Annotated in this window: 24 protein-coding genes, 1 tRNA gene and 2 pseudogenes; 13 read left to right on the forward strand and 14 right to left on the reverse strand. The window is 72.2% G+C overall.

From position 1 onward, the window contains the following. The first annotated feature begins 136 nt into the window (after positions 1-136). Positions 137-840: pseudogene (locus FVE89_RS15640) on the forward strand (IS5 family transposase). Positions 841-860: 20 nt separating this feature from the next. On the opposite strand, the gene FVE89_RS15645 reads toward FVE89_RS15640, so the two are convergent. Then, positions 861-936, reverse strand: a tRNA-Glu gene (locus FVE89_RS15645). A 127-nt stretch (positions 937-1063) separates the two neighbouring features. On the opposite strand from FVE89_RS15645, the gene cobU reads away from it, so the two are divergent. Together cobU and cobO are read left to right on the forward strand one after the other, a co-directional pair. Continuing rightward, positions 1064-1570, forward strand: coding sequence for a bifunctional adenosylcobinamide kinase/adenosylcobinamide-phosphate guanylyltransferase (gene cobU, locus FVE89_RS15650; RefSeq protein ID WP_160534895.1), 507 nt, complete (start codon positions 1064-1066; stop codon positions 1568-1570). Then, positions 1567-2169 carry a cob(I)yrinic acid a,c-diamide adenosyltransferase gene (cobO, locus tag FVE89_RS15655; RefSeq protein ID WP_160534896.1) on the forward strand — a complete coding sequence of 201 codons (603 nt, stop codon included), beginning with the start codon at positions 1567-1569 and terminating at the stop codon, positions 2167-2169. The genes cobU and cobO overlap by 4 nt, the downstream gene beginning before the upstream one ends. A gap of 5 nt (positions 2170-2174) precedes the next feature. Here cobO and FVE89_RS15660 read toward each other — a convergent pair whose 3' ends face one another. Further along, positions 2175-2825 carry a hypothetical protein gene (locus tag FVE89_RS15660; protein WP_160534897.1) on the reverse strand — a complete coding sequence of 217 codons (651 nt, stop codon included), beginning with the start codon at positions 2823-2825 and terminating at the stop codon, positions 2175-2177. Beyond that, positions 2822-3235, reverse strand: a complete 414-nt coding sequence (locus FVE89_RS15665; RefSeq protein ID WP_160534898.1) for a RusA family crossover junction endodeoxyribonuclease — start codon at positions 3233-3235, stop codon at positions 2822-2824. Before FVE89_RS15665 ends, FVE89_RS15660 begins: the two co-directional genes overlap by 4 nt. Positions 3236-3312: 77 nt before the next feature. Here FVE89_RS15665 and FVE89_RS15670 point away from each other — a divergent pair, with 77 nt between their 5' ends. From FVE89_RS15670 to FVE89_RS30550, 3 genes are all read left to right on the forward strand, one after another. After that, positions 3313-4755 (forward strand): cobyric acid synthase, encoded by a 1443-nt coding sequence (locus tag FVE89_RS15670; protein ID WP_160534925.1) that lies wholly within the window; start codon positions 3313-3315, stop codon positions 4753-4755. 90 nt (positions 4756-4845) lie between these two features. After that, positions 4846-6192 (forward strand): MFS transporter, encoded by a 1347-nt coding sequence (locus FVE89_RS15675; RefSeq protein WP_160534899.1) that lies wholly within the window; start codon positions 4846-4848, stop codon positions 6190-6192. 101 nt (positions 6193-6293) lie between these two features. Beyond that, positions 6294-6470: a hypothetical protein gene (locus tag FVE89_RS30550; protein WP_202130848.1), complete on the forward strand. Its 177-nt coding sequence runs from the start codon at positions 6294-6296 to the stop codon at positions 6468-6470. A gap of 134 nt (positions 6471-6604) precedes the next feature. Here FVE89_RS30550 and FVE89_RS15680 read toward each other — a convergent pair whose 3' ends face one another. From FVE89_RS15680 to recG, 3 genes are all read right to left on the reverse strand, one after another. Next, positions 6605-7519: an NAD(P)-dependent oxidoreductase gene (locus FVE89_RS15680; RefSeq protein WP_160534900.1), complete on the reverse strand. Its 915-nt coding sequence runs from the start codon at positions 7517-7519 to the stop codon at positions 6605-6607. A 154-nt stretch (positions 7520-7673) separates the two neighbouring features. Further along, positions 7674-7997 carry a hypothetical protein gene (locus FVE89_RS15685; RefSeq protein WP_160534901.1) on the reverse strand — a complete coding sequence of 108 codons (324 nt, stop codon included), beginning with the start codon at positions 7995-7997 and terminating at the stop codon, positions 7674-7676. Positions 7998-8271: 274 nt separating this feature from the next. Then, positions 8272-10488 (reverse strand): ATP-dependent DNA helicase RecG, encoded by a 2217-nt coding sequence (recG, locus tag FVE89_RS15690; protein ID WP_202130849.1) that lies wholly within the window; start codon positions 10486-10488, stop codon positions 8272-8274. A gap of 86 nt (positions 10489-10574) precedes the next feature. Between recG and FVE89_RS15695 the strand changes: the two genes are divergently transcribed. Next, positions 10575-11471: an alpha/beta hydrolase gene (locus FVE89_RS15695; RefSeq protein ID WP_160534902.1), complete on the forward strand. Its 897-nt coding sequence runs from the start codon at positions 10575-10577 to the stop codon at positions 11469-11471. A 131-nt stretch (positions 11472-11602) separates the two neighbouring features. After that, entirely contained in the window at positions 11603-12817 is a 1215-nt protein-coding gene (locus FVE89_RS15700) for a UbiH/UbiF family hydroxylase (protein WP_160534903.1), read from the forward strand. Between the two features lie 39 nt (positions 12818-12856). Here the strand turns inward: FVE89_RS15700 and FVE89_RS15705 are convergent, their stop codons facing one another. Then, on the reverse strand, positions 12857-13201 hold the full coding sequence (locus tag FVE89_RS15705; protein ID WP_160534927.1) for a hypothetical protein: 345 nt from the start codon (positions 13199-13201) through the stop codon (positions 12857-12859). A gap of 161 nt (positions 13202-13362) precedes the next feature. Next, entirely contained in the window at positions 13363-14613 is a 1251-nt protein-coding gene (locus FVE89_RS15710) for an acyl-CoA synthetase (protein ID WP_202130850.1), read from the reverse strand. 461 nt (positions 14614-15074) lie between these two features. Here FVE89_RS15710 and FVE89_RS15715 point away from each other — a divergent pair, with 461 nt between their 5' ends. Further along, positions 15075-15842, forward strand: coding sequence for an invasion associated locus B family protein (locus tag FVE89_RS15715; RefSeq protein WP_160534904.1), 768 nt, complete (start codon positions 15075-15077; stop codon positions 15840-15842). Positions 15843-15916: 74 nt separating this feature from the next. Here FVE89_RS15715 and FVE89_RS15720 read toward each other — a convergent pair whose 3' ends face one another. The 3 genes from FVE89_RS15720 to FVE89_RS15730 all read right to left on the reverse strand — a co-directional run bounded on the left by FVE89_RS15720 (position 15917) and on the right by FVE89_RS15730 (position 18113). Beyond that, a complete protein-coding gene (locus tag FVE89_RS15720) occupies positions 15917-16903 on the reverse strand; it encodes a DUF4424 domain-containing protein (RefSeq protein ID WP_160534905.1) in 987 nt (328 codons plus the stop codon). 83 nt (positions 16904-16986) lie between these two features. Next, entirely contained in the window at positions 16987-17325 is a 339-nt protein-coding gene (gene hspQ, locus FVE89_RS15725; protein WP_160534906.1) for a heat shock protein HspQ, read from the reverse strand. 47 nt (positions 17326-17372) lie between these two features. After that, the gene (locus FVE89_RS15730; RefSeq protein WP_160534907.1) at positions 17373-18113 is read right to left on the reverse strand and encodes a DJ-1/PfpI family protein; all 741 of its coding nucleotides are present in this window, start codon (positions 18111-18113) and stop codon (positions 17373-17375) included. Positions 18114-18166: 53 nt separating this feature from the next. On the opposite strand from FVE89_RS15730, the pseudogene FVE89_RS15735 reads away from it, so the two are divergent. After that, positions 18167-19148 (forward strand): annotated as a pseudogene (locus FVE89_RS15735) (helix-turn-helix domain-containing protein). Between the two features lie 7 nt (positions 19149-19155). Here the strand turns inward: FVE89_RS15735 and FVE89_RS15740 are convergent. The 3 genes from FVE89_RS15740 to FVE89_RS15750 all read right to left on the reverse strand — a co-directional run bounded on the left by FVE89_RS15740 (position 19156) and on the right by FVE89_RS15750 (position 23245). After that, entirely contained in the window at positions 19156-20205 is a 1050-nt protein-coding gene (locus tag FVE89_RS15740; protein ID WP_160534908.1) for a CoA ester lyase, read from the reverse strand. 254 nt (positions 20206-20459) lie between these two features. Next, complete coding sequence (locus tag FVE89_RS15745; RefSeq protein ID WP_160534909.1) at positions 20460-21779, reverse strand: tlde1 domain-containing protein; 1320 nt, start codon at positions 21777-21779, stop codon at positions 20460-20462. A gap of 176 nt (positions 21780-21955) precedes the next feature. Beyond that, positions 21956-23245 (reverse strand): MFS transporter, encoded by a 1290-nt coding sequence (locus tag FVE89_RS15750; RefSeq protein ID WP_342390022.1) that lies wholly within the window; start codon positions 23243-23245, stop codon positions 21956-21958. Positions 23246-23447: 202 nt separating this feature from the next. On the opposite strand from FVE89_RS15750, the gene FVE89_RS15755 reads away from it, so the two are divergent. From FVE89_RS15755 to FVE89_RS15765, 3 genes are read left to right on the forward strand one after another with little or no spacing between them, the layout of a single operon-like run. Beyond that, entirely contained in the window at positions 23448-23702 is a 255-nt protein-coding gene (locus FVE89_RS15755; protein WP_160534911.1) for a hypothetical protein, read from the forward strand. Further along, the gene (locus tag FVE89_RS15760; RefSeq protein ID WP_160534912.1) at positions 23699-23926 is read left to right on the forward strand and encodes a hypothetical protein; all 228 of its coding nucleotides are present in this window, start codon (positions 23699-23701) and stop codon (positions 23924-23926) included. Before FVE89_RS15755 ends, FVE89_RS15760 begins: the two co-directional genes overlap by 4 nt. Continuing rightward, a complete protein-coding gene (locus FVE89_RS15765) occupies positions 23923-24135 on the forward strand; it encodes a hypothetical protein (RefSeq protein WP_160534913.1) in 213 nt (70 codons plus the stop codon). Before FVE89_RS15760 ends, FVE89_RS15765 begins: the two co-directional genes overlap by 4 nt. Positions 24136-24178 lie beyond the last annotated feature (43 nt).

Below are 24178 nucleotides of genomic sequence, written 5' to 3' on the forward strand. Positions count from 1 at the left end.
CTAGGGTGTGAACCGAACCAAGCTATTGCAAGGTTTGTGGTTTTGTGATTCCAGGCGGCCGTTTTGCGGCCTGGAGGTGGCGATGGCAGACCTGTTCTGGCTCTCGGATGAGCAGTGGGCGGTGATCGAACCGTTCATGCCCCGGGATCAGCCTGGACCAGAGCGGAAGGACGACCGGCAGATCATCTCCGGCATCCTGCACGTGCTCACCTCCGGCTGCCGCTGGCGCGACTGTCCGGCGGAGTATGGGCCGCGCACCACCGTCTACAACCGGTTCAACAGGTGGTCTCGCCGCGGCTTCTGGAAGGCCATGCTGGCGGATCTGGCCAAGGCCGGGTGGGCCGGCGATGCGGCCGCCCTCGATAGCACCTATGTGCGGGCTCACCGCTCGGCCCACGGCGGCAAAGGGGGGCGAGGACACAGGCCATCGCTCCCTCGCGCGGCGGCCAGACGACCAAGATCCACGCGCTCACCGATGTCCTCGGCCGCCCCGGCGTCCTGCTGCTGACGCCCGGCAACGCCAGCGACGTGACGACCGCGCCCGTTGTGTTGGCCGAAGCGCCCGGCCGGATCCGGCGCCTGGCCGCCGACAAGGGCTACGATGCCGACTGGCTGCGCACCGACCTGCGGGCGCAGGGCATCACGCCGGTCATCCCGGGTAAGCGCGGTCGCAAGCGACGCATCCGCCACGACAAGCGGCGCTATCGCGAGCGCTGGCGGATCGNGGCCACCTTCAACCGCCTCAAAGACTTCCGCCGCGTCGCGACCCGCTACGACAAGCTCGCCCGCAACTATGCCTCAGCCCTCGCCCTCGCCGCCGTCATCGCTTTTTGGTGCTGATCGAGTCCAGACCCTAGTGCTGGCGCGCCCTACGGGAATCGAACCCGTGTTTTCGCCGTGAAAGGGCGACGTCCTGGACCGCTAGACGAAGGGCGCTCTGGCTAGGCCGGGGTTCTATAGTCGGACCGGGGGCGTCCGGCAACCGCCGAACTGCCATATCGTCCGGGTTTGACCGGAGGCCGGCTTGGCGCGATGGAGGGGCATGCCGCAACCGCCTCCTCGCATGACCCTCGTCCTCGGCGGGGCGCGCTCCGGCAAGAGCGCCTACGCGGAGGCGTTGATCGAGGCTTGCCCCAAGCCCTGGCTCTACCTCGCCACCGCCCAGGCCTTCGACGACGAGATGGTCGATCGCATCGCCCGGCATCGCGCGCGGCGGCCGGAAGCGTGGCGCACCCGCGACGTGCCGCTCGCCCTGCCGGAGGCCATCGCGGAGGCGGAGGGGCCGGTTCTCGTCGATTGCCTCACCCTCTGGCTCACCAACCTGATCCTGGCGGAGGCCGACCTGGAGGAAGCCACGGTGCGGCTCATCGCCGCCTGCGCCCGCGCGCCGGGCCCGCTGGTGCTGGTCGGCAACGAGGTCGGGCTCGGGATCGTGCCCGACAACGCGCTCGCCCGCCGCTTCCGCGACGCCGCTGGGCGCCTGCACCAGCGCCTCGCCATCGCGGCCGACCGGGTCGTGCTGACCGTGGCGGGCCTGCCGCTGATCGTCAAACCTGGAGCCCCCGCATGAACGAGGACGAAGCCCGCCACCGCGCCAAGATGGAGAAGCGCAAGGCCGTGCAGGATGCCGAGGTGGCGGCGAAGACCCTCGAGAAGGGCCTGCTGCTGGTCCATACCGGCCCCGGCAAGGGCAAGAGCACGGCGGCGCTCGGGCTGATGCTGCGGGCGCTCGGCCGCGGCTGGCGGGTCGGCATGGTGCAGTTCATCAAGGGCGGCTGGGACACGGGCGAGCGCCACGCGGTGGCGGCCTTCGGCGACCGGGTCGTCTGGCACACCCTCGGTGAGGGGTTCACCTGGGAGACGCAGGACAAGGCCCGGGACATCGCCGCCTGCCGCCATGCCTGGGATGTCGCCGAGGGCCTGATGGCCGATCCCACGATCCGCCTTCTCGTCCTCGACGAGCTCAACATCGCGCTGCGCTACGACTATCTGGATCTCGACGCGGTGCTGGCGGCCCTTCGCGAACGCCGGCCGGACCTGCACGTGGCCGTCACCGGCCGCAACGCCAAGCCGGCCTTGATCGAGGCCGCCGATTGCGTCACCGAGATGGGCAGCGTGAAGCACCACTTCGCCGCCGGCGTGAAGGCGCAGGAAGGGATCGAGTTCTGAGCCGGCTACGGGGCCGCCTGAGCCTCGCTCTCGGCCAGCACCGTGCGCAGGATACCGATCAGATCCGCGACAGCCTCGGGCGGAACGCGCACCTGCAGCGCCCCGTGGGCGACCTGATTGCGCAGCGTCGCGAGCTGCCGCAGTCGGTCGGCCTCGTCCGGCGTGATGATGCCCTCCAGGGCCATGCGCTCGAGGAGTTGACCGGCCGGCTGCGGGCGCGACACGTCGCCCGGCAGGAACAGGCGGCCGATCGCTTCGAGGATCGACCAGCCGAGCAGCAGGGCCGCCTCGGGCTGGTCCGCGGCGCGCAGGGTCTCGACCCGCGCAAGGGCGGCGGGGATCTCGTCCCGGGTCACGCCCGGCACCGGCCGGTCATCGCTGCCCTCCGGAGCATAGACGATGCGCAGTTCCCAATCGGGATTTTTGGCAAACCGCTCGCTCAGCGCCGCAGCCTTGGGTGGCGCAGCGGCGTCATCCCGGGCAACTTCGATGGCGATGTTCCTCGGGCGCCCGAGCGCGATGGCATCGGGCTGGTAATCCCGCATGAACGGCGGGAGCAGGCCGCGCGCCGGCTGCGTGAAGACATCGTAGCCCTCCGCTGTCAGGCGCGACGTGATCAGGTCGAGAACCCGCTGCTCGCGGTCCGTGGCGCTCATGTCAAATCCTCAAAGGGATCGTCGGACAGCCGGATATATACCAGCGGCCGCGGGCTCTGCAGCGCCTCGGCGAGCGTCGGGCTCGGGTCGGCGAAGGGCAGGATGTCGCCGGGCTTGAACTTCTGAGCGACAACGCGCTCGACCTGCCCGTCGTTGAGGTAGACGTGCCGGATCAGGGCATCGAGCGTCGGCTTGAGGATGTTGTCGATGTCGCCCGTGCGTGGCAGGGCCGTAAAGTAATAGAGCGTGACGGCGACCGGCCGCTCGGTGGCGAAATGGCCCTCCGGCAGAACCGCGTCGCTCGCCGCCCGGACCTTCGCCTTCCAGGCCTCCTTGGATCGGGCGCGTTTGGCCTGTAGCGAGACCGGCGTACCCGTCACGTTGAACTCGATCGGAAAGGTCAGGTCCACGGCGGGCTCGATTCGTGTGCGCCCGAGGATGTGACGATGCCGACAAGCCAGCAAGGGCGGCCGTGCCCCGCGCGCTGATGATCCAGGGCACCGGCTCGGATGTCGGCAAGTCGCTGCTCGTGGCGGGGCTGGCGCGCGCCTTCACGCAGCGCGGCCTGAGAGTCCGGCCGTTCAAGCCGCAGAACATGTCGAACAACGCCGCCGTCACCCAGGATGGCGGCGAGATCGGCCGGGCGCAGGCGCTCCAGGCCCGGGCCGCCCGTGTGGCGCCCTCCGTGCACATGAACCCCGTGCTGCTGAAGCCGCAGAGCGAGGTCGGCTCCCAGGTTGTGGTGCAGGGCCGGATGGTCGCGACCGTCAAGGCGCGCGACTACCAGGCCTGGAAGCCCCGGCTGATGGACGCCGTCCTGGACAGCTTCGCCCGGCTCGCCGAGGAGGCCGACCTGATCCTCGTCGAGGGCGCTGGCTCGGCCTCGGAAATAAACCTGCGCGCGGGCGACATCGCCAATATGGGCTTCGCCCGGGCGACCGACACGCCGGTCGTGCTGGTCGGCGATATCGACCGGGGCGGGGTGATCGCCAGCCTCGTCGGCACCAGGGCGGTGATCGATCCCGACGATGCCGCCATGATCGCGGGCTTCATCGTCAACCGCTTCCGCGGCGATCCGAGCCTGTTCGCCGACGGCATGCGGATGATCGCCGAGCGGACCGGCTGGGCGGCGCTCGGCCTCGTGCCGCATTTCCCCGACGCCGCCCGCCTGCCGGCCGAGGACGTGCTGGGGCTCGCCGGCTCGGAATCCCGCGGGCCGGGGACCGTCACGGTGGCGGTGCCGGTGCTGCCGCGGATCGCCAATTTCGATGACCTCGATCCCCTGCGGGCGGAGCCGGGCGTGGCGGTGGTGCTGGTCCGGCCCGGCACGCCGATCCCCGCGGAGGCCGCCCTCGTGCTGCTGCCGGGCTCCAAGACCACGATCGACGACCTGGAGGCGTTTCGCCAGGAGGGCTGGGACATCGACCTGCGGGCGCATATCCGCCGGGGCGGCCGGGTGCTCGGCCTGTGCGGCGGCTACCAGATGCTGGGCCAAAGCCTCGCCGACCCGCACGGGATCGAGGGGGCGCCGCGGACGGTGCCGGGCCTCGGGCTCCTCGACGTCGCGACCGTGATGACGCCGGACAAGCGCCTCGTCGCCGTCACCGGCACGAGCCTGCCCGACGGCGTGCCGTTCTCGGGCTACGAGATGCATATCGGCGCGACCCAGGGCCCCGACGCGGCAAGGCCGCTGCTGCGCCTCGCGGATGGGCGCCTCGACGGGGCGGTCTCGGCGGACGGACTTGTGGCGGGGACCTACGTGCATGGCCTGTTCGCCGACGATGCCCAGCGGGCCGCGTGGCTCGCGCGCCTCGGGACGGCCTCGGCGGGGGTCAGCTACGAGGCCGGGGTCGAGGCGGCCCTCGACGGGCTCGCGCGGCACATCGCGGCCCATGTCGATTGCGACCGCCTCCTGGCGCTTGCCCGGTAGCCGCGGGGCGAGCCAGAGATTACTCTGCGTAATGTCAGGCCCTCGCCACGAAGGGCCGTGCCCCCAGAGGGAACGCCCAGAGGAACGCAGATGCCGTCCACGCAAGCCCCGCCCGGGGGGGATCTCGCCGCGAGCACCGTCCGCACGGTGACCCTGCGGCTGATGCCGCTCCTCGGGCTGCTCTACCTGATCGCCTATATCGACCGGCAGAACGTCTCCTACGCCAAGCTGGAGATGGTCGGCAGCCTCGGGCTCAGCGAGACCGCCTACGGGCTCGGGGCCTCGCTGTTCTTCCTCGGCTACTTCCTGTTCGAGGTGCCGGCCAACGTCTTCCTGGAGCGGGTCGGGGCGCGGATCTGGTTCGCGCGGATCATGATCACCTGGGGCCTCGTCACCGTGCTGCTCGGCTTCACCCGGGGCGCCGCGACGTTCTACGTGCTGCGCTTCCTGCTCGGCGTCGCGGAGGCCGGCTTCTTTCCCGGCGTGCTGTTCGCCCTCACGCTCTGGTTCCCGCAGGCCCACCGGGCGCGGATGATCGGCTGGTTCATGATCGCGAGCGCCATCGCCAACGCGGTGGGCGCGGCGGTGGGCGGGGCGCTGCTCGGCCTCGACGGGATCCTGGGGCTGGCCGGCTGGCAATGGGTGTTCCTGGCCACCGGCGTGCCGGCGATGCTGATGGCCGTCGTGGTGCTGGCCGTCCTGCCGGATGGCCCCGAGACCGCGCCCTGGCTGTCGCAGGCCCAGCGCGACTGGCTCAGCCGGACGCTCAGGGCCGAGAGCGAGGCCGGGGGCCATGTCGACCACGGCAACCCGTTCGCGGCGCTCCTCGACCGGCGGGTGCTGATGCTGGCGGGCATCTACGTCTTCCTGCCGCTCGCCGCCTACGGCCTCGGCTACTGGCTGCCCACGGTGGTCAAGGGGTTCGGCGTCTCGAACCTGACCAACGGGCTCCTCAACATCATCCCCTGGACCGCCACGGCCATCGCCCTGTGGTGGGTGCCGCGCCACGCCGCCCGCACCAACGCGCAGGGCAACGCGCTGACCTGGCACGTGGTCGGGCCGGCTCTGGTCGGGGCGGCGGGCCTCGCGCTCAGCGTCGTCCTTCCGGGCAACGCCGTGAAGTTCGCCTGCCTGTGCGTGGCGGCGGCCGGGACTTTTTCGGCGCAGCCGGTCTTCTGGTCGATGCCCGGGACCTTCCTGCGCGGGGCCACCGCGGCAGCGGGAATCGCGGCGATCAACTCGGTGGGCAATCTCGGCGGCCTCATCGCGCAGAACGCGGTGCCGTTCATCCGCGACCAGACCCGGAGCGACCTCGTGCCGATGCTGTTCCTGTCGGTCTGCCTCGCGGTGGGGGCGGGCCTAATGTTCGTGGTGCTCTCGGCCCTGCGGCGGGACGCGGCGCAGCGGGCCGTCCCGGAAGGCGCGCGGACGGTCTGAACGCGCGGCGGGTTTGTGCGTTATCATTCATTGCGCTGGACAGACCGGCACGATGATGCAAACCCGCGCGCCTGCGGGCCGTCGTCGAGGAGGGCACCGCGATGAGTCAGGGATTTCCGCTTCTGATCCTCGCCTTCGGGACGCTCGGCGGGATCTGGTTCCTGGCCGCCGCGGCCCGGAAGCAGGTGGCGGACGCCAAGGGCAGCCCGGAACGCTCCAACGTGATCCATCATCATGGTGGCGCGCCGCGGCCGAACATGCAGGGCACCGAGCACTGAGCGCCTGAATGTCGGGTTCCCAAAGGGCTTGAAGCCCTTTGGCGGGGTGTCGGGGCAGGGCCCTGACAATTCCAGGGCTCTGCCCTGGACCCGCGAAAGGGCTCGCCCTTTCGAAACCCTGGACGTGCCCCCCCTCAGCCGGCGGCGATCCGGCGGCAATGGTCGAGGGCGGCGCCGATCAGGTTGGCGCTGGCCTCGGGCGTGCGGAAGGCTGAGTGCGCCGAGAGGGTGACGTTCGGCAGGCCGGCCAGCGGGTGATCCGCCGGCAGGGGCTCGACCGTGAACACGTCGAGCCCGGCCTGCGCGACGTGGCCTGTGCGCAGGGCCTCGACGAGAGCATCCTCGTCGATCACGGCCCCGCGGGCGGTGTTGATCAGGATGGTGCCGGGCTTCATCGCGGCGATGCGCGCGGCCGACAGGAAGCCCCGGGTCTCGTCGGTCAACAGCAGGTGGAGCGAGACCACGTCGCTCCCGGCGAGCAGCTGCTCCAGGGGCACGAAGGCGACGTCCGGATGGGTTCGGGGCGTGCGGTTCCAGGCGAGCACCCGCATGCCGACGCCCCGGCAGAGCCGCGCCATCTCGGCCGCGATCCCGCCGAACCCGACGAGGCCGACGGTCTTGCCGGTGAGCTGCATTCCCTCTTTGCGCAGCCAGGATCCGGCGCGCATCGCCCGGTCCATCTCGGCCAAACCCCGGGCGGCCGCCCACATCAGCGCGAAGGCGCATTCGGCCACCGCCGTGTCGCCGTAGCCTTTGATCGTGTGGACCGTGACGCCGCGCTCCGCCTGGAGCGCCTCCGGGTCCATGTAGCTGCGCGCGCCGGTCCCGAGGAACACCACATGCTTGAGGCCGGCGCAGGCGCGGGCGACCTCGAGCGGGAGGGCGGTGTGGTCGATCACCGCGATCTCGGCCCCGGCCAGGATCCCCGGCAGGTCCTGCGGGGTGATGGCGGGCTCGTCGTGGATCGCGAAGGGCGGGTCGTCCGGCCGCAGCAGCCGCCGCGCCACCGCCGCCAGCGTCTCGCTGGCATCCACGAACACCGCGCGCATCCGCCCCTCCCTGTCCCGCCCCGTCACGATGCGTCGGGAGCGCGGATCGTGCCAAGCCCGGAATGACAGAGTCATCCACGCGTAGGGGAGGCAACAGAACACGAAAAAGGCCGGCCCATCCGGACCGGCCCTGGCGTCTTCCTGTCGAAATGCCTCAGCGCTGCAGCGAGGCCGTCTGCGGGGCGATGGTCGGCGGGGTCGCCTGCGCCACCGTCACGGCGCTGCGGGGCGCCGTCGGCATCCAGCCGGTGGCGCATTGCATGACCAGGGCGAGGCCGAGGGCAACGCAGAGGCCGTTGGCGGCCAGCCAGAACGGGCGCGCGGCCCGCCGCACGGCGGCCTGAAGCTCCTCGGCCGTCTTGCCCGCCGCCTCGGCGGCGCGATCCGAGATCGGCAGCAGCCACGGCTCCGTCGGCAGGGCATGGAGACCGGCCATCTCGTTGGAGCCCGGCAGGTTCTGGAACAGTCCGTTCGACATGTTCGTCCTCCAGATTCGTCCGTGATGTCCCGGCTTACCGGGCCATTCGTTCATCTGCAGTTAAGGGAAGATTGTGGCTGATGCAAGGTCACGGCCCTTGTCCGGGACCCGCCGGACGCCATGGCGGGTCCGGCCACGCTTTCCGACCATGCGGCTAAACATCTGATCCGACAGGATCTTCCGGACCGGCTGTGACATCGCCGCATCGAGGTGCGGATCAGCACCGCCGGAGCCGGGCCGTCCCTGAACGCGCGACGTTCCTGAACGGATTCGTTCATCCGGCGCCGATCAGCCGGATCGCCGCCTCCCGCTCGAACAGGTAGAGCAGCACCCGCAGCGCCTGCCCCCTCGGGCTCTTCAGGCCGGGATCGCGCTCGACGATCATGCGGGCATCGTCGCGGGCGGCCTCCAGCAGGGCGCCGTCGCTCTCCAGCCGGGCGAGCCGGAACGCCGCGAGGCCGGATTGCCGTGTGCCCAGCACCTCGCCCTCGCCGCGCAGCTTCAGATCGGCTTCGGCGATGCGGAACCCGTCCTCGCTCGCCCGCATCATCTCGAGCCGCGCCCGGGACACCTGCCCGAGGGGTCCCCGGTAGAGCAGCAGACAGGACGAGGCCTTCGAGCCGCGCCCGACCCGGCCCCGGAGCTGGTGCAGCTGCGCCAGCCCGAACCGCTCGGCGTGTTCGATCACCATGATGGTGGCCTCAGGCACGTCGACGCCGACCTCCACCACCGTGGTCGAGACCAGGAGCTTGGTCTCCCCGGCAGCGAAGCGCGCCATGGCGGCATCCTTCTCAGGCCCCGGCATCTTGCCGTGGATCAGCCCGACCGCGTCGCCGAAATGCTGCTTCAGGTCGTCGAACCGCTCGGCGGCGGCCGCGAGGTCGATGAACTCGGATTCCTCCACCAGCGGGCAGATCCAGTAGACCCGCTCGCCCCCGGCGATCGCCCGGGCGAGGCCGGCCACCACCTCGTCGATCCGCTCGGTCGGCAGCGTGATCGTGCGGATCGGCTGCCGGCCCGCGGGCTTCTCGTCGAGGATCGAGACGTCCATGTCGCCGAAGAAGGTCAGCGCCAGGGTGCGGGGGATCGGCGTCGCGGTCATCACCAGGAAGTCGACCGCCTCGCCCTTGGCGCCGAGGGCGAGGCGCTGATGCACGCCGAACCGGTGCTGCTCGTCGACCACCGCGAGGCCGAGATCGCGGAAGGTGACGGCCTCCTGGAACAGGGCGTGGGTGCCGACCAGGATGTCGATCTCCCCCGCCGCGAGGTCGGCGAGCGTGCTCTTGCGCTCCGCGGCGCGGTCGCGGCCGGTCATCAGGCGCAGGCGTAAGGATCCGGCGAGGGGTTTGAGCCGCTCGAAATGCTGCCGGGCCAGGATCTCGGTGGGGGCCATCAGCGCCGCCTGACGCCCGGCCTCGACCGCCGAGGCCATGGCGAGCAAGGCCACCGCGGTCTTGCCCGAGCCGACATCGCCCTGGAGCAGGCGCAGCATCCGGCGCGGCGCCGCGAGGTCGGCGCGGATCTCCGCCACCGCCCGGGCCTGGGCGCCGGTCAGCGCGAAGGGGAGAGCGGATTCGATGCGGGCGCTCAGCATCCCGTCGCCGGCATTGACCCGGCCGGCCTTGCGCCGCTGGCGGGCGCGCAGCAGGGCGAGCGCCAGTTGCGAGGCGAGGAGCTCGTCATAGGCGAGCCGCTTCCGGGACGGCGTCGCGGGGGGCGGCTGGAGCGGATCCTCGGCCTTCGGCGGCGCCTCCTCGGGGCGGTGCTCCAGGCGGAGCGCGTCCGCGAAGGCGGGCAGGCGGTTCTTCTCCAGCCACGCCACGTCCTGCCATTCCGGCAGGGTGGGCAGCCGGTCGAGGGCCGCGACCGCGAGCTTGTTGATCGCCCGGGAGGTCAACCCCTCGGTGGCGCCGTAGACCGGCTCGACCGCCGGCAGCTCGGCCAAGCCCGCCTCGTCCACGATCCGCGACGGATGGACCATCTGGCGGGTGCCGTCCCAGAGGTCGATCCGCCCGGTGATGTAGCGGTGCGCGCCGAGCGGCAGCATCTTCTCCACCCGGGCGCGGGGCATGCCGAAGAAGACCAGCGTGATGTCGTGGCCGGAGGCATCCTCCACCAGCACCCGGTGCGGGCGCTTGCCCGAGCCGATCTGGGCCGGGCGATGCTCCACCACGGTGACGCCGAGGGTGACGGGCTCGCCCACGGGCGCCTCGCCGACCGAGCCCATGAGTTTCCGCGCCACGCCGCCCTGGGGGAGGTGGAACAGCAGGTCCACCACCCGGGCCTCGCGCTCGGGGGTGCCGAGCAGCTTCTCGATCAGCGGCGCCATCTTCGGGCCGATCCCCGGCAGGGACCGGGCCGGCGCGAACAGCGGATCGAGGATGCTCGGACGGAGCGTGGGCGCCTCGGCGCGCGCGGCCACCGTCTCCGGCGCCTCGGCGGCGTCGGGCTCGTTCACGGACAGGTCCTGAGTCGCGCGTGCATCTGTCATGGCGGTTCGGCGGACATGGTGCCGGAGGCGCCTTATCATCCGGTGCATCCCGGCGCGCCAGTGCGTCAGGATGGAGACCGATCCCCATGGCCAGCGACTTCGCCAGCGACTTCCTGCCGGGCTTCGCGCGACACCGGATCGAGACCGCCCCCGGGGTGACGATCAACGCCCGCTCGGCGGGCTCCGGGCCGCCGGTGCTGCTGCTGCACGGCCATCCCCAGACCCTGTCGACGTGGCTCCACGTCGCCCCGCGCCTGGCCGAGACCCGCACCGTGGTGGCGATGGACCTGCGCGGCTACGGCGATTCGTCAAAACCCCCGGGCGGCGAGCGGCACGAAAACTACGCCAAGCGCGCCATGGCGGCCGACGCGGTGGCGGTGATGCGGGCGCTGGGCCACGACCGATTCGCCGTCATCGGCCACGACCGGGGCGGGCGCGTCGCCCACCGCCTCGCCCTGGATCACGCGCAGGCCGTGGAGCGGATCGCCCTGTTCGACATCGCGCCGACCGCGACCATGTACGCGCGCACCGACAAGGCTTTCGCCACCCGGTATTTCTGGTGGTTCTTCTTCATCCAGCCCCATCCCCTGCCGGAGAGGCTGATCGGGGCCGATCCGGAGTATTTTCTGCGCCACCACGTCGAGGGCCAGTCGAAGACGCCGGGCTCGACGCCGCCAGAACTCTTCGCCGAGTACCTGCGCTGCTATGCCGATCCCGCCTGCCGCCACGCGATCTGCGAGGATTACCGGGCGGCGGCGGACATCGATCTGGAGCACGACGCCGCCGATGCGCAGGCGCGGGTCACGGCGCCGCTGCTCGCGCTCTGGGGCGCCAAGGGGACCGTCGGCCAGACCTACGACGTGCTGGAGACGTGGCGCGAGAAGGCCACCGACGTGTCCGGCCGGGCGCTCGATTGCGGGCACACCCTCCAGGAGGAGCGGCCGGAGGAAGTTTTTTCGGAGTTGGCGGCGTTTCTGGGGTGACAGGGCGGCTGCGGCGCCGTGGCCTGCCTGGGCCGGATGGCGGCGCCCTTGGCAGGCATGCGGGAAAGCGCAGATAGAAGCCGCAGGTTGCGCCGTGGAGATCGGCGGATCGGTAAGCCGTACGGGGAGTCATGTCCGAAACGCGAGAGGACCGATTCGAGGTCGCCGTGGTCGGGGCCGGGGCCGCGGGGCTCGCCGCCGCGCTCGCCCTCGCCCGGGAGGGGATCCCGACGGCGCTGGTCGGCCGCCACGCCCCCGTGGCGGACGGGCGGACCGTGGCTTTGCTCGACGGGTCGGTGCGCTTCCTTGAGGCGCTCGGCGCCTGGGACGCGGTGGCGCCGCAGGCGAGCCCGCTCTGCACCCTGCAGATCATCGACGACACCGGCAGCCTGTTCCGGCCGCCGCCGGTGCGCTTCCAGGCCGCCGAGATCGGCCTCGACGCCTTCGGGTGGAACGTCGAGAGCGCGCGCCTCGTCGAGAGCCTGCGCGCCCGCGCCCGGGCCCAGCCGAACCTGACCCTGGTCGAGGCGGATGCCGCCGGGGCCGTGGCGGGCGAATCGGCCGCCCGCATCACCCTCGCGGAGGGCGGGGCGGTCGAGGCCCGGCTGGTGGTGGGTGCCGACGGGGCGCGCTCGAAGCTGCGGGCCGCCAGTGGCCTGCGCGTGCGCGACTGGACCTACCCGCAGAGCGCGATCACCACGATCCTCGCCCATGAGCGCCCGCACCGGGATGTCTCCACCGAATTCCACACCCGCTCCGGCCCCTTCACCCTGGTTCCGCTGCCGGGGGGACATCGCTCCAGCCTCGTCTGGGTGACCGGGGAGGGCGCGGCCCGGCGGCTGGCGGCACTGGACGATGCGGGCCTCGGGCAGGCGGTGGAGCGGCAGGCCCAGGCGATGCTCGGCGCCATGCGGGTCGACGGCCCGCGCGGCCTCGTGCCGATGCGTGGGCTGGCGGTGGCGACGCCGGTGGCGCGGCGGCTCGCGCTGATCGGCGAGGCGGCCCACGTCTTCCCGCCGATCGGCGCGCAGGGGCTGAATCTCGGCCTGCGCGACGCCGCCACCTTGCGCGACGGGGTTCTAGCCGCCGTCCGCGACCGCCGCGATCCCGGGTCACGCGCCGTGCTCGACGGCTACGCGCGGGCGCGCCGCGTCGACACGGCGGCGCGCACCGCCGCCGTCGACCTCCTCAACCGCAGCCTGCTCACCGACCTGCTGCCGGTGGATGCGCTGCGCGGTCTCGGCCTGCTGGCAATGGCGCAGCTCGGGCCTCTGCGACGGCTGGTGATGCGGGAGGGGGTGCTGCCGAGGCTCGGGGCGCCGGCGCTGATGCGCGGAGCGCGGTGAGAGGGGGCTCGCCCCCCCCCCGATCAATACGAAAGGGGCTCAGAGATCCGGCTGCGCCGCCACGTAGGCGCCCAGGCGGGTGGCGAGGTCGACAGGCCCGCCGGCCCGGGGCTCGGCCGAATCGCCGATCAGGATCACCGGGATGCCGCGGTCGCGCAGCTGGCTGCGGAGCTTGGCGGCGCGGCGGGCATAGGCGGGGTCCCGGCGGGTCGGGGCCTGGAGCAGCACGGCGGCCGGCCGCGCGATCACGGCCAGAACGTCGTCCGCCGCCTCCATGGAGGCGGTCACGCTTGCGTAGCCGAGGCTGGCGAGCTCGCCCGAAAGGGACCGGTCCACGGCGCGGACGCCGTCATCGACCACGAGCACTTGTTGCAGCGCACCCATGAGCTTGAGCGGTACTCCATCCGACACGGCTTGAAAAGGTAGCCATGACCATAATCCGTTGCAGAACCCGCGAAGGGGCCGATCGGATCCGTCGGTCCGTGTGCAGATGCGAGATTAGCCGCGGTGCCTGAGCGGCGGATGAACCGCCCCGCAGCCGCCGTTCAGATCGCCGCGACGCCGATGACGGTCCCGCCGGACAGGACGGGGCGGTAGCCCGAATCGCGCCACGCCTGGGCGTCCGTCTCGGGCGTCGCACCGCGGGGCAGGGGCGCCGACGCACAGGCCGGCCCGCGACAGACGAGGCCGCCCTCGTCGCCCTGCGCGAGGGCCAGGAGGGCCGGCGGTAGGGGGGCGCGATCCGGATGCGCCAGGGTCGCGGCGAGGTCGGACAGGCCGGGGCGCGTGACGAGAACCGTCTCCCCGAGAACCAGCGAATCGAGGCGCGGCTTCTCACCGTCCGACGCGGCACGCCGGGTCAGGGTCGCGGGCGCCCGATGCACCACGTTGAGGGTCCGCACGGTCCAGGGCAGGGGCAGGGCGGCAAGGGCCGGCTCGATCAGGGCGGGGACGACGAGCCGGGTCGGCACGGGCCGCAGCAGGGCGGTCCGGAAACCGGCCTCCTCGAAGGGGATCACCGTTTCCAGGCCGGCGCCGGCCGTCAGCGCGGCGCCGAGGCCGGTCACCAGCCCGCGCAGGTCGTGGGCGGGCAGAAGCGTCAGGATCCGCTCGTCCGCGGTGAGCGGGAGGGCGTCGCAATGGGCCGCGATGGCGGCGGCGAGCGCGTCCGCGCTGCGGTAGACCGGCCGCTCCGGGTCGCCGCCTTCGAAGGTGACGAGGCCGCGGCTGGCAGCCGGCTCGGCCACGCCGCGCTCCAGCGCCATCGCGTCGAGGCTGATCACGCCGTCCGGCACGCCGGGACCGAAGGCCGCGAGATAGCGCAGGCTGAACTGACGCATGGCGGCGCGGGTGAGTTCCTCCGCGGGCCGGCGCGACCCACGGCGGCCCTCGGTGAGCACGCCGAGGAGGTGGGCGGCCTCGATCCCGGCGGCGAGCTGTTCGGGGTCCCAGGCGGCCGGCATCGCGCAGGGCAGGTGCCCGGCCGCCTCGACGGCGAGATGGGCCAGGGCCGCCTCGGCGCCGCCGGAGAACCACAGCCCGATCCGGCTGCCGGCCGGGAGCCGCCACGCGCCGATCCCCCGGGCGAGCCGTCCGACGATCTCGGCGGCGGCCGCGTAGGTCCAGGTGATCGCAGGGCGCCCGCACCAGGCGGTCCGGTCGCCCGAATCACGCAGGGCCGTGCGCTGCGGCGCAGCGCGCGCCGCCGCGAACAGGCAGCCGGACAGGCCGCCGGATCGCGCGGACGCGTCCGGTGCGGCCTCGACCGCCCTCTCGGCCACCGCGAACGCGCTCAACCCGTCGCCCCCCACCGATACTGCAGAACCGCCGGCATGGTCGGCCGATTACGGTTAACCGACCGCTAAGACCGCCGGACGACGGCCGGCTCCGGCGGCCAACACCGGGCCGGGACGTGCGCCGGTCACGCGCTCGTGCGACGTCGCGCTTGCGGCCAAGCGGGCGGGAGCCTATCGGGGGCCGGCCGCGGCCCGAAGGGTGATCACCTGCCCGCCGGGCCGTGGTGTCAAGCCGCGGTGTCATGCCTTCGCCTCATTCCAGGGGAAAGGCAGGCCGCCCGGCCGCCGGGGCGGGAGATGCGCGCAGTCGGGCGCCGTCCCCTCCGATGGCCGGACCGTTTCATCCGGAGCTCCGGTCGGCACGCCACGGCGGCGCGCATCCGGACGGTCCGGCGGACCGGCCGGCAGGCCGGCTCCGCATCAACCCGTCACACCGTATCGCTTCCAAGGGGTCAGAGCCGATGTCCTTCACCCGCCCCGCGACGCTCGCGCGCGCCGCCCTCCTCGGTCTCGCGGGCCTCGGCCTCGCGGCCGCCCCGGCCCTGGCGCAGCCGAAGAAGCCCGCCGCGCCCGCCCCGGCCGCACCGGCGCCGACCGCTCCGGGCACCCCCGCCGCCAACACCCCGGCGGCCCAGACCGGCCCGCAGATCGTGGCGGTGAAGTCCGAGCCGAGCCAGGCCGACTGGACCAAGGTCTGCGGCAAGGACCAGGGCTCGGGCACCGACATCTGCTACACGACCCGCGACTTCGTGTCCGACCAGGGCCAGCCGGTGCTGGCGGTGGCGGTCTACGAGATGAAGAACCCCGCCCAGAAGCAGGAGGTGCGCGTGGTGCGCTACCTGCTGCCGCTCGGCCTGCTGCTGCAGCCGGGCATCCGCTTCAACGTCGACGGGCAGGCGGCGACCGCCGGCCGCTTCGCGGTCTGCTTCCCGAACGGCTGCTTCGCCGAGGCCGGGGGCGTCGATGCCGGCGTCGTCGCGGCGATGAAGAAGGGCACCACCCTCAACGTCTCGGTGCAGAACCAGACCCAGCGCGAGGTCACCTTCGCGGTGCCGCTGGCCGGCTTCGGCAAGGCCTTCGACGGCCCGGCGATCGACCCGAAGGTGCTTGAGGAGCAGCAGAAGAAGCTCCAGGCGGAGCTGGAGAAGCGCTCCGAGGACATGCGCAAGAAGCTGGAGCAGCAGGGCGGCGCCGCCCCGGCCGCAGGCGCTGCGCCGGCCGCGAAGTAAGCCGGCCGCAGGGTCGAGGTTTTCCGGAGGGCCGGGCCGCGAGGTCCGGCCCTTCGCGTTCGGGGTAGGGCGCCCTAGCGGATCCCCATCGGCCCGGGCCCCGGCAGGACGAACAGCACGCGCAGGTCGTGATCCGGCACGTAGTCCCGGGCCTCCCAGCGGAACGTGGTCGGCCCGACCTTCCGGATTCCCGTGCGGCAGAAGCTCGCGACCGCCTCGGGTGTCCCCTTGTCCACCGTCAGGGTGAAGCGGCCGATCGGCGACGCCCAGTTGCGCGCCGTGGTCACGATGTAGGGCACCACGAAGGCCCGCAGGTGGCCGCTCTCGCTCGGCGCCTTGGCGTGCAGGCGCCGGATCGCCGCGAGCCCCGGATCGTCCAGGCAGTAGGTCGCCCGGTAGCTGGCGCGGGAGGCTTCCTTCGGGTCGAGGAGGTGGAATCCGCTCACCGGGGCGTAGCTATGCGTGATCCGGACCTCCTTCCCCGGCGGGAAGGTCTGCAGCCAGTGGAACTTCGCCTCGCTGCGCCAGAGCCCCTCGGTCATCCCCTCGGCATCGGGGAACAGGCCGGCCTTGACCAGTTCCGCCCAGGCCGCCTTGTCGATCCGTTTCTGGGCGGCCTCCAGTTCGGAGACGCGCAGCGGGTTGAGCGGCAGGCCGTGGCGGCGCAGCAGGTCGGTCACCTCGCGCTCGCCCACGAAGGCGCGCTCCTCCAGCTCCGGCTCGACCGGATGGCCGTCCACCGTAACGGTGAAGCCGACGAAGTTCGCGCGCTCAGGCTGCGGCAGCTTGAGGGCCGAGACGCTCAGTTCGCGCCCGTCGATCGGCGGCAACGGGAAGGCGATCCGCACCGTGCGCGGCTCGTTCACCTGATTGCGGAACACGTAGGCGACGTCGATCCGCTCGCGGCTGATCGACAGATCCTCGCTCGCCAGCGCGATGCCGGGCTCACGCCGGAGGACGAGGCCGCCGGCATCGAGCTCGGAGGCACTGTCGTTGGCCCGCGCGGGGGTGCCGAGGAACCCCACGGCGAGGAGCAGGGCGGCGGCGGATCTGGCGACCATGCGGCGAACTCGTCCGACGGCACCGGCCGTCGCGCGAGACTACCGCCCCGGTCTTGCCGGGAGCTTACGGTGTCGGCGCCCGCTCAGTTCGTGGCGCGGGCGCGCATCCGGTAGGCGCCGGCATCGTCGCGCACGAACATCTCGGCGATGCCGGCATGGCGCAGGGCCTCCCCCGACGTGTCGGGCACGAGGTTCTGCTCCGACACGTAGGCGACGTACTCGGTCTCCGCGTTCTCGGCCAGCAGGTGGTAGAAGGGCTGGTCCTTGCGCGGCCGCACCTCCTCGGGGATCGACAGCCACCATTCCTCGGTGTTGTCGAAGACCGGGTCGACGTCGAAGACGACGCCCCGGAAGGGGTAGATCCGGTGGCGCACCACGGCGCCGATCGCGAATTTCGCGGTTCTCAGTCTTACGTCCGTCATGGCTCAGTCCGTCCAGGGGGGACAGATAGGACCGATGGCGGGGCCTGTCACCGGGCGGGCGCGGAGACCGGGCTCCGGATGCCGAGTTCGGCCGCGATGGCGCGCGCGGTGGCCTCGCGCCGGGCGGTGAGGTCGGCGGCCCGCGCCCGGGTCGCCGCCACGAGGGCCGGCGGGGCGGTGCGGGGGGTGCCGCTGTCGAAGGGCGGCTCGGGCGCGTATTGCATTCCGAGCTGAATGCCCTGCGCGGCCTCCGCGCCCCGCAGTTCGGCGGCGAGGCGCAAAGCCCCGTCGATCCCCGCGGTGACGCCGGCCGCGAACACCCAGGTGCGATTCTCCGCATCGCGGTCGATCACCACCCGCGCATCCACCGGCTCGGCCCCGAAGACGGGCAGCAGGTGGACGGCGGTCCAGTAAGTGGTGGCCCGGCGCCCGACCAACAGGCCCGCCGCCCCCAGGAGGAGCGCGCCGGTGCAGACCGAGAGGATGTGGGAGGCGCCCGCGGCCTGCTGCCGGATCCAGCCGAGCACGGCCGGATCGCGCATCAGCGCCTCCTGGCCCTGGCCCCCCGGCACGTGCAGCACGTCGAGCCGGGGCGCCGCGTCGAGGGTCGCGTCCGGCAGGATGCGCAGGCCGCGCACGTCGCGCACCGGATCGGGGGTGGCGGCGTAGATCCGGTAGGTGCTGTTCGGGATCCGGGCCAGGATCTCGAACGGGCCGGTAAGATCGATCTGGTCGAGCCCCTCGAACAGGAGCGAGCCGATCTGCAGGTGTGTGTCGGGCGGGATCATCGGATGCCTCCGGGGTGGACGGGACGGCCCTAGCGCGTCACGCTCTGGCGCGAATGACAAAGGCCCCTCGCTTTCCGCCAGACGCGCCGCGCCCCGTGGAGGTGCTGGCCTTCCCGTCGGTTCAGCTCCTCGACGTGGCGGGGCCGCTCCAGGTCTTCGACGGCCAACGCGCATGGCGGCGTGGGCCAACCCTACGCGCCGCGGGTGATCGCGGCGGGCGAGCCGATGCTCACCGCCTCGGCCGGCCTGCGGCTGGTGGCCGAGCCGCTGCCGGGCGACGCCATTCCGGTCGACACGCTGGTGATCGCGGGCGGTCCCGGCGTGCTGGCGGCCTGCGACGACCCCGCTTTGGTCGCCTGGGTGCGGGCGCGGGCCGAACGGGCGCGCCGGGTCGCCTCGGTCTGCACCGGCGCGTTCCTGCTGGGCGCGGCCGGGCTCCTCGACGGGCGGCGCGCCGTGACCCACTGGAAGCATTGCGGCACGCTGGCGGCGCGCTACCCCCGGATCCGGGTCGAGCCCGACCCGATCTTCGTGCGTGACGGTCCGGTCTGGTCCTCGGCGGGCGTCACGGCGGGGATCGATCTGGCGCTCGCGCTGGTCGAGGCGGATCTCGGCCGGCCGCTCGCGCTGGCGGTGGCGCGCCACCTCGTGATGTTCCTGAAGCGCCCGGGCGGGCAGGCGCAGTTCAGCGCGGCTTTGGCCCTCCAGGCGGGCGAGGAGCGGTTCGCGCGGCTCCACGCCTATATCGCGGAGAACCTGTCAGGCGATCTCTCGCTGCCGGCGCTCGCCGCGGCGGCGGGGATGAGCGAACGCAGCCTTAGCCGGCACTATCTGGCGGCGACCGGCCTCACCCCGGCCAGGGCGGTGGAGCGCCTGCGGGTCGAGGCGGCCCGGCGGGCGCTCGCCGAGACCGCGCAGCCGGTCAAGCGCATCGCGCGCATCTGCGGCTTCGGCTCCGAGGGGACGATGCGGCGGAGCTTCTTGCGGCACGTCGCGGCGACGCCGCAGGATTATCGGGCGCGGTTCGGGGAATGAGGGGAGATCACCCCAGCTGATACACGGCCGCCAGCTCCGGATCCTTGGCGGCCACGAGCTTGGCGAGATCCACGATCACCTTGGCCTGCTTCCAGGTGGCGTCGTCCTGCATCTTGCCGTCGAGCATCACGGCGCCGGTGCCGTCCGGCATGGCGGCGACGATCCGGGCCGCGAAGGCCACCTCGGCCGGGTCCGGCGCGAAGACCCGCTTGGCGATCGCCACCTGGCTCGGATGCAGCGTCCAGGCGCCGGCGCAGCCCATCAGGAAGGCGTTGCGGAACTGCGCCTCGCAGGCCGCGCCATCGGAAAAATCGCCGAACGGGCCGTAGAACGCCTTGATGCCGTTGGCCATGCAGGCATCGACCATCTTGGCGATGGTGTAGTGCCAGAGATCCTGCTGGGCGCTCGCCCGGGGCGCGTCCCCGGACGGGTCGGCGATCACCCGGTAATCCGGATGGCCGCCGCCGACCCGGGTGGTCTTCATGCCGCGGGACGCCGCGAGATCCGCCGGGCCCAGGCTCATGCCGTGCATCCGCGGCGAGGCCGACGCGATGGCATCGACATTGGCCACCCCCTCGGCGGTCTCCAGGATCGCGTGGACCAGGATCGGCTTCGTCACCCCGTGGCGCGCCTCGAGCTGGGCGAGCAGCTGATCGATGTAGTGGATGTCCCACGGCCCCTCGACCTTGGGCACCATCACCACGTCGAGCTTGCTGCCGACCTCGGCCACGATCGTGAACAGGTCGTCCAGGATCCAGGGCGAGTTGAGGGCGTTGATCCGGGTCCAGAGGCCGGTGCCGGTGGCGGCGAAGTCGGTCGCCTGGGCCATGGCCACGAAGCCCTTGCGGGCCGCCTCCTTCTGGTCGGCCGGGACCGCGTCCTCCAGGTTGCCCAAGACCACGTCGACCGTGCCGGCGAGTTCCGGCACCCGGGCGCGGACCTTGTCGTTGTGGGGCGGCACGAAGTGGATCATCCGCTCCAGCCGCACCGGCAGCTCGCGGAACGGGGCCGGCGCGCCGGTGGCAAGCGGCTGGAAGAAGCGGCGGGGCAATTTCATCGGGAGCCTCTTGGACGGGCTGGCATCCACCCCCGTTAGAGCCGATCCCGACCGCTTTGCAATCGGGAACGCGGGCGCACGCCGAACCCCGTCGAGGATTCCAAAGGACGAGTCCTTTGGCGGGTGCAGGGCAGAGCCCTGCGAAACAGCGCGCAGACCCCGAAAGGGGGGTCTGCGCGCTGTTCGTCGGGGTTTCACCCCGACCCCCCACCAAAGGGACCCGGTCCCCTTGGAAACCTATCATCGTGCGGCGGTCAGCCCCGGCCGCCCCCGCGCTCGCTCAGGCCGACCCGGCCGAACAGGCCGCCGTCGCCGGCCACCACCACGAGGCGCCGGACCTCGCCCCGCAGGAAGGCCTGCAGGAAGCGGTTGTAGTCGCGGAACGAGACGCAGCCGTTCGAGGCACCGGGCTGGCGCAGCATGTAGGTGTGGGCGAGCAGGCCGTCGCGGCCGTGGATCGACCCGCTGCCGCCCACCGGGGTGAGGCGGATCGCCCGCACCCCGTGGAACAGGCGCTCGCGCTCGGTCAGCATGTAGGTGCCCGGCGGCGTCGAGCCGCGCATGCGCAGGTGGACGAAGCGCGGGTTGTCCATGGCCTCGCCGAGGCCGGAATGGGCCTCCAGCACCTCGCCGGAGGGCAGCGTCACCGTGCGGGCGGTGATGTCGTAGACGGCCGTGCCGGCGACGGAATCGGGCTCCGGGCTGATCCGGGCGCGCGGGGTCGCCTGGGGCAGGGTATCGGGGCTGGCATAGGCCAGGGCCTGACGCGGCTGCTCGCGGGGCGCGGCGGCGCCGACGCCGAACAGCTTCTCGAAGAAGGAGGGCTCCTCCGCCATGGCGGCGCGGAACACGTCGCGGGTGCGGGGCAGGGCGCGGGCCGCGACCCGGGCGGGCGGGGCGCTGCGCGGGGTCGCGGGCTGCGGGCGCAGCTCGGCCGGGCGGGCCACCGGCAGCGGCACGCGGGCGGGCGCGAGCGCGGCGGGCGCCGGTTCGGCCGCGGCGAGCCGCAGGGGCGCCGGCTCGGACGCGGCCGGCATGTTCGCGGCCTGCGCGGTCCGGATCCGCTCGGCCCTGCCCTGCTCGGCTCTGGCGACCTGCCGGGCGATCTCGCGGACCGCCGGGGACGGCTCGGATACGGCGACTTGAGATGTGGGGACCTGGGATGTGGGGACCTGGGATATGGGGACCTGGAACTCGGTCGGCAGCGCCGCGCCGCCGAAATCGGTCGCGGCGGCGGCGCCCAGGGCCGGGCTCGGATCGAGCATCCAGGCGATGTTCGGCTGCGGCGCGGCGTGCGGGGCGGTGGCGAGGGCAGGGCGCAACGCGGGGGCCTCGGCAGGGGCGGGGGCCTGCGGCTGGCCGAGGATCGCCCAGCCGGCCAGGGTCATCGCCGTCAGGGAGATGAGCGCCGTCAGCCGGTTGCGGCGGCGGGCACGCCGCATGGCGCTGGGATAGGGCGCGCGGGTGCGGGCGACCGGATCGTAGGGGGTCTCCACGTAGACGATGCGCTGGGGCGCCGTCCGGGCGGGCTCGGCGACGCGGTACGCGCTTCGGGACAACGCAGCCTGGGCCATTCGGGGAACTCGCCTACGCGCCTCCCCACAGGCAGCCGCCGCCGTTCGCCCGCGGAGGCTTGGTCCGCGCACGTCGCCTGGGTTGCCCATCTGGGAAGGACATCAACCGTCCGTCCCATTAAGCGGCCTTATGGTTAAGTCTTGCTGAAGACGCGCGCCCCGCCGCGAATACGCGTTCAGGACGCCGGTTCGGGCGCCTCCATCGGCCCGTGCCGGTGCGCGACGAACAGGCAGAGCAGGGCCACCGGCACGCCGATCAGCGACGTGCCGACGAAGAACCATGGGAACCCAGTCCACTCGATCACGAAGCCCGAGAGCCCGGCGAGCAGGCTGCCGGGCAGGGCGCAGAGCGAGGTCAGCAGGGCATACTGGCTCGCCGCGTGGGCGGTGGCCGAGAGCCGCGACATGTAGGTGATCAGCACGATCGACGCGAAGGCATAGGCGAAGCCGTCGATCCCCACCGTCGCCGCGAAGGTCCAGAACGCCGCCCCGCCATGGCCGCCGTGCCACGCGAGATAGGCCAGCGCGAGGTGCGAGGCCGAGGCCGCCACGGTGCCGACGAGCAGGCTCGCCATCATGCCGATCCGCGGGATGATGGCGCTGGCCAGGAAGGTCCCGCCCAGGGCGATCCAGAAGCCGAACAGCTTGGTTACGGTGGCGATGTCGGTGTTGGAATAGCCGAGCGTCTTGAACAGCGGGATCGCCATGGCGTTCGAGACGTAGCCGGGCATCCGGAAGCCCGCGACCAGGGCCAGCACCGGCACGGCGAGCGGCCCGAGCCGGGCGAGGAGGTCGCGGATCGGCGCCCAGACGGTCTCGACAAAGCCGCCGCTCGCCGGCGTCTCGGGGGCGGGGGGCTCGGGCGCCAGCAGGGCCGCGACCGTGCCGGGGGCCATCAGCGCGGCCATGCACAGGTAGGCGGCACGCCAGCCATACGCGTCGGACAGGTAGAGGGCGCCGGCGCCGGCCGCGAGGTTGCCGATCCGGTAGCCGATCTCCGACCAAGACGACATCAGCGCCTGCCGCTCGGGGGGCGCGGCGGTGATGCGCCAGCCGTCGATCACCACGTCCTGGGTGGCGCCCGCGACCCCGAGCGCCAGGGAGAACGCCACCGTCCAGCCGAGCCAGTGGGCCGGATCGCCGAAGGCGACACCGGCGAGCGCCAGGGCGACGAGGATCTGCGTGGCGACGATCCAGCCGCGGCGCCGCCCGAGCCAGCGGCCGATGAGCGGCGCGTCGTGGCGGTCGAGGAAGGGCGCCCAGAGGAACTTGAGCTTATAGGCGATGGTGAGCTCGCTCATCAGCCCGATCGTGGCGAGCGGCACCTTCGCCTGGACGAGCCAGGCCGATTGCGTCGCGTAGACCAGCAGGAACGGGATGCCCTGCGCGAAGCCGAGCCCGAGCACCGCGGCGACCCGCCGATCGGTGAATAGGGGCGTCAGGAAGGCGTTGTTTTGGGACGTCACAGGAGTGGAAGGGGCACTGGCTGCGGCCGGGTTTGCCATCCACGCGTCTCCTGGGGTTCGGGGAGGAGAGAGCAGAGTTGGGCGGGAGGTGCAACGATCGTGCGACTGTCCCGACAATCGCCCTCATCCTCGGCCGGGCTGAGGGACGGGGCTCGCGGAATTCGGCCGCCCATGCCATCGTACCGTTCGAGGAGCCCAGCCGATGACAAACACAGCCGCCGACATCGCCGCCCTCAAGATACTTGTCATCGAACTCTACGGAGCAGTCGCCACCAAAGAAGGCTCACCAGAGAAGGCAAGACAATTCATCGACAGGATGATGCACAACATCTACGTCGGAATCGAGAAGGCCAAGGCGGACTATCCTGTTGATCAGCACGATCAGATCGACGACGTTCATAAATCCGTGGCGCAGATGCTGGGCGGCATGGAGTTCGGCGGGAGAGACGATCGATGAGCGCATCCCAGGAGGCGGAGAAGCTGACCGGGACCTGGATCAACAATCTCAGCATCGCGGTGATCGTTGCCGGCGTGGTTGCGCCGGCGTCCAGAGCCCGCGAGGTCCTGGTAGCGCATGAGGCCGGTGCCCCCTATGTCGCCTCGATCCTGCTCTGGCTCGCGGCGGGCTACGGCGTCCACCTGTTCGGACGCAGCTGGCTTCTCAGGAGGTATCGGGAATGACGGGGGTCGATATCTTTGTCCTGTTCGTCCTGCCGGCGCTGATCCTGTCGGGCGCGCTGATCGGCCTCGCCATCCTCAACCGGCCGGCTCAGTCCAGAGCGCGCGATGCTTCGGAGGTGCCTGCGCCGGCAACGGCCCCATCCGCGCCGCCCGTCACGGTGCGCTTTGACATGGGCGCGATCATCGTTCCGAGGGCCGCCAACGAGTGAATGCCGGCCGGGGGCCAACCCTGTGCCGAGCGCAAAGGCCCGT

Origin of the sequence: Methylobacterium sp. 2A, from assembly GCF_009806555.1 — a bacterium.
GTDB lineage: Bacteria > Pseudomonadota > Alphaproteobacteria > Rhizobiales > Beijerinckiaceae > Methylobacterium.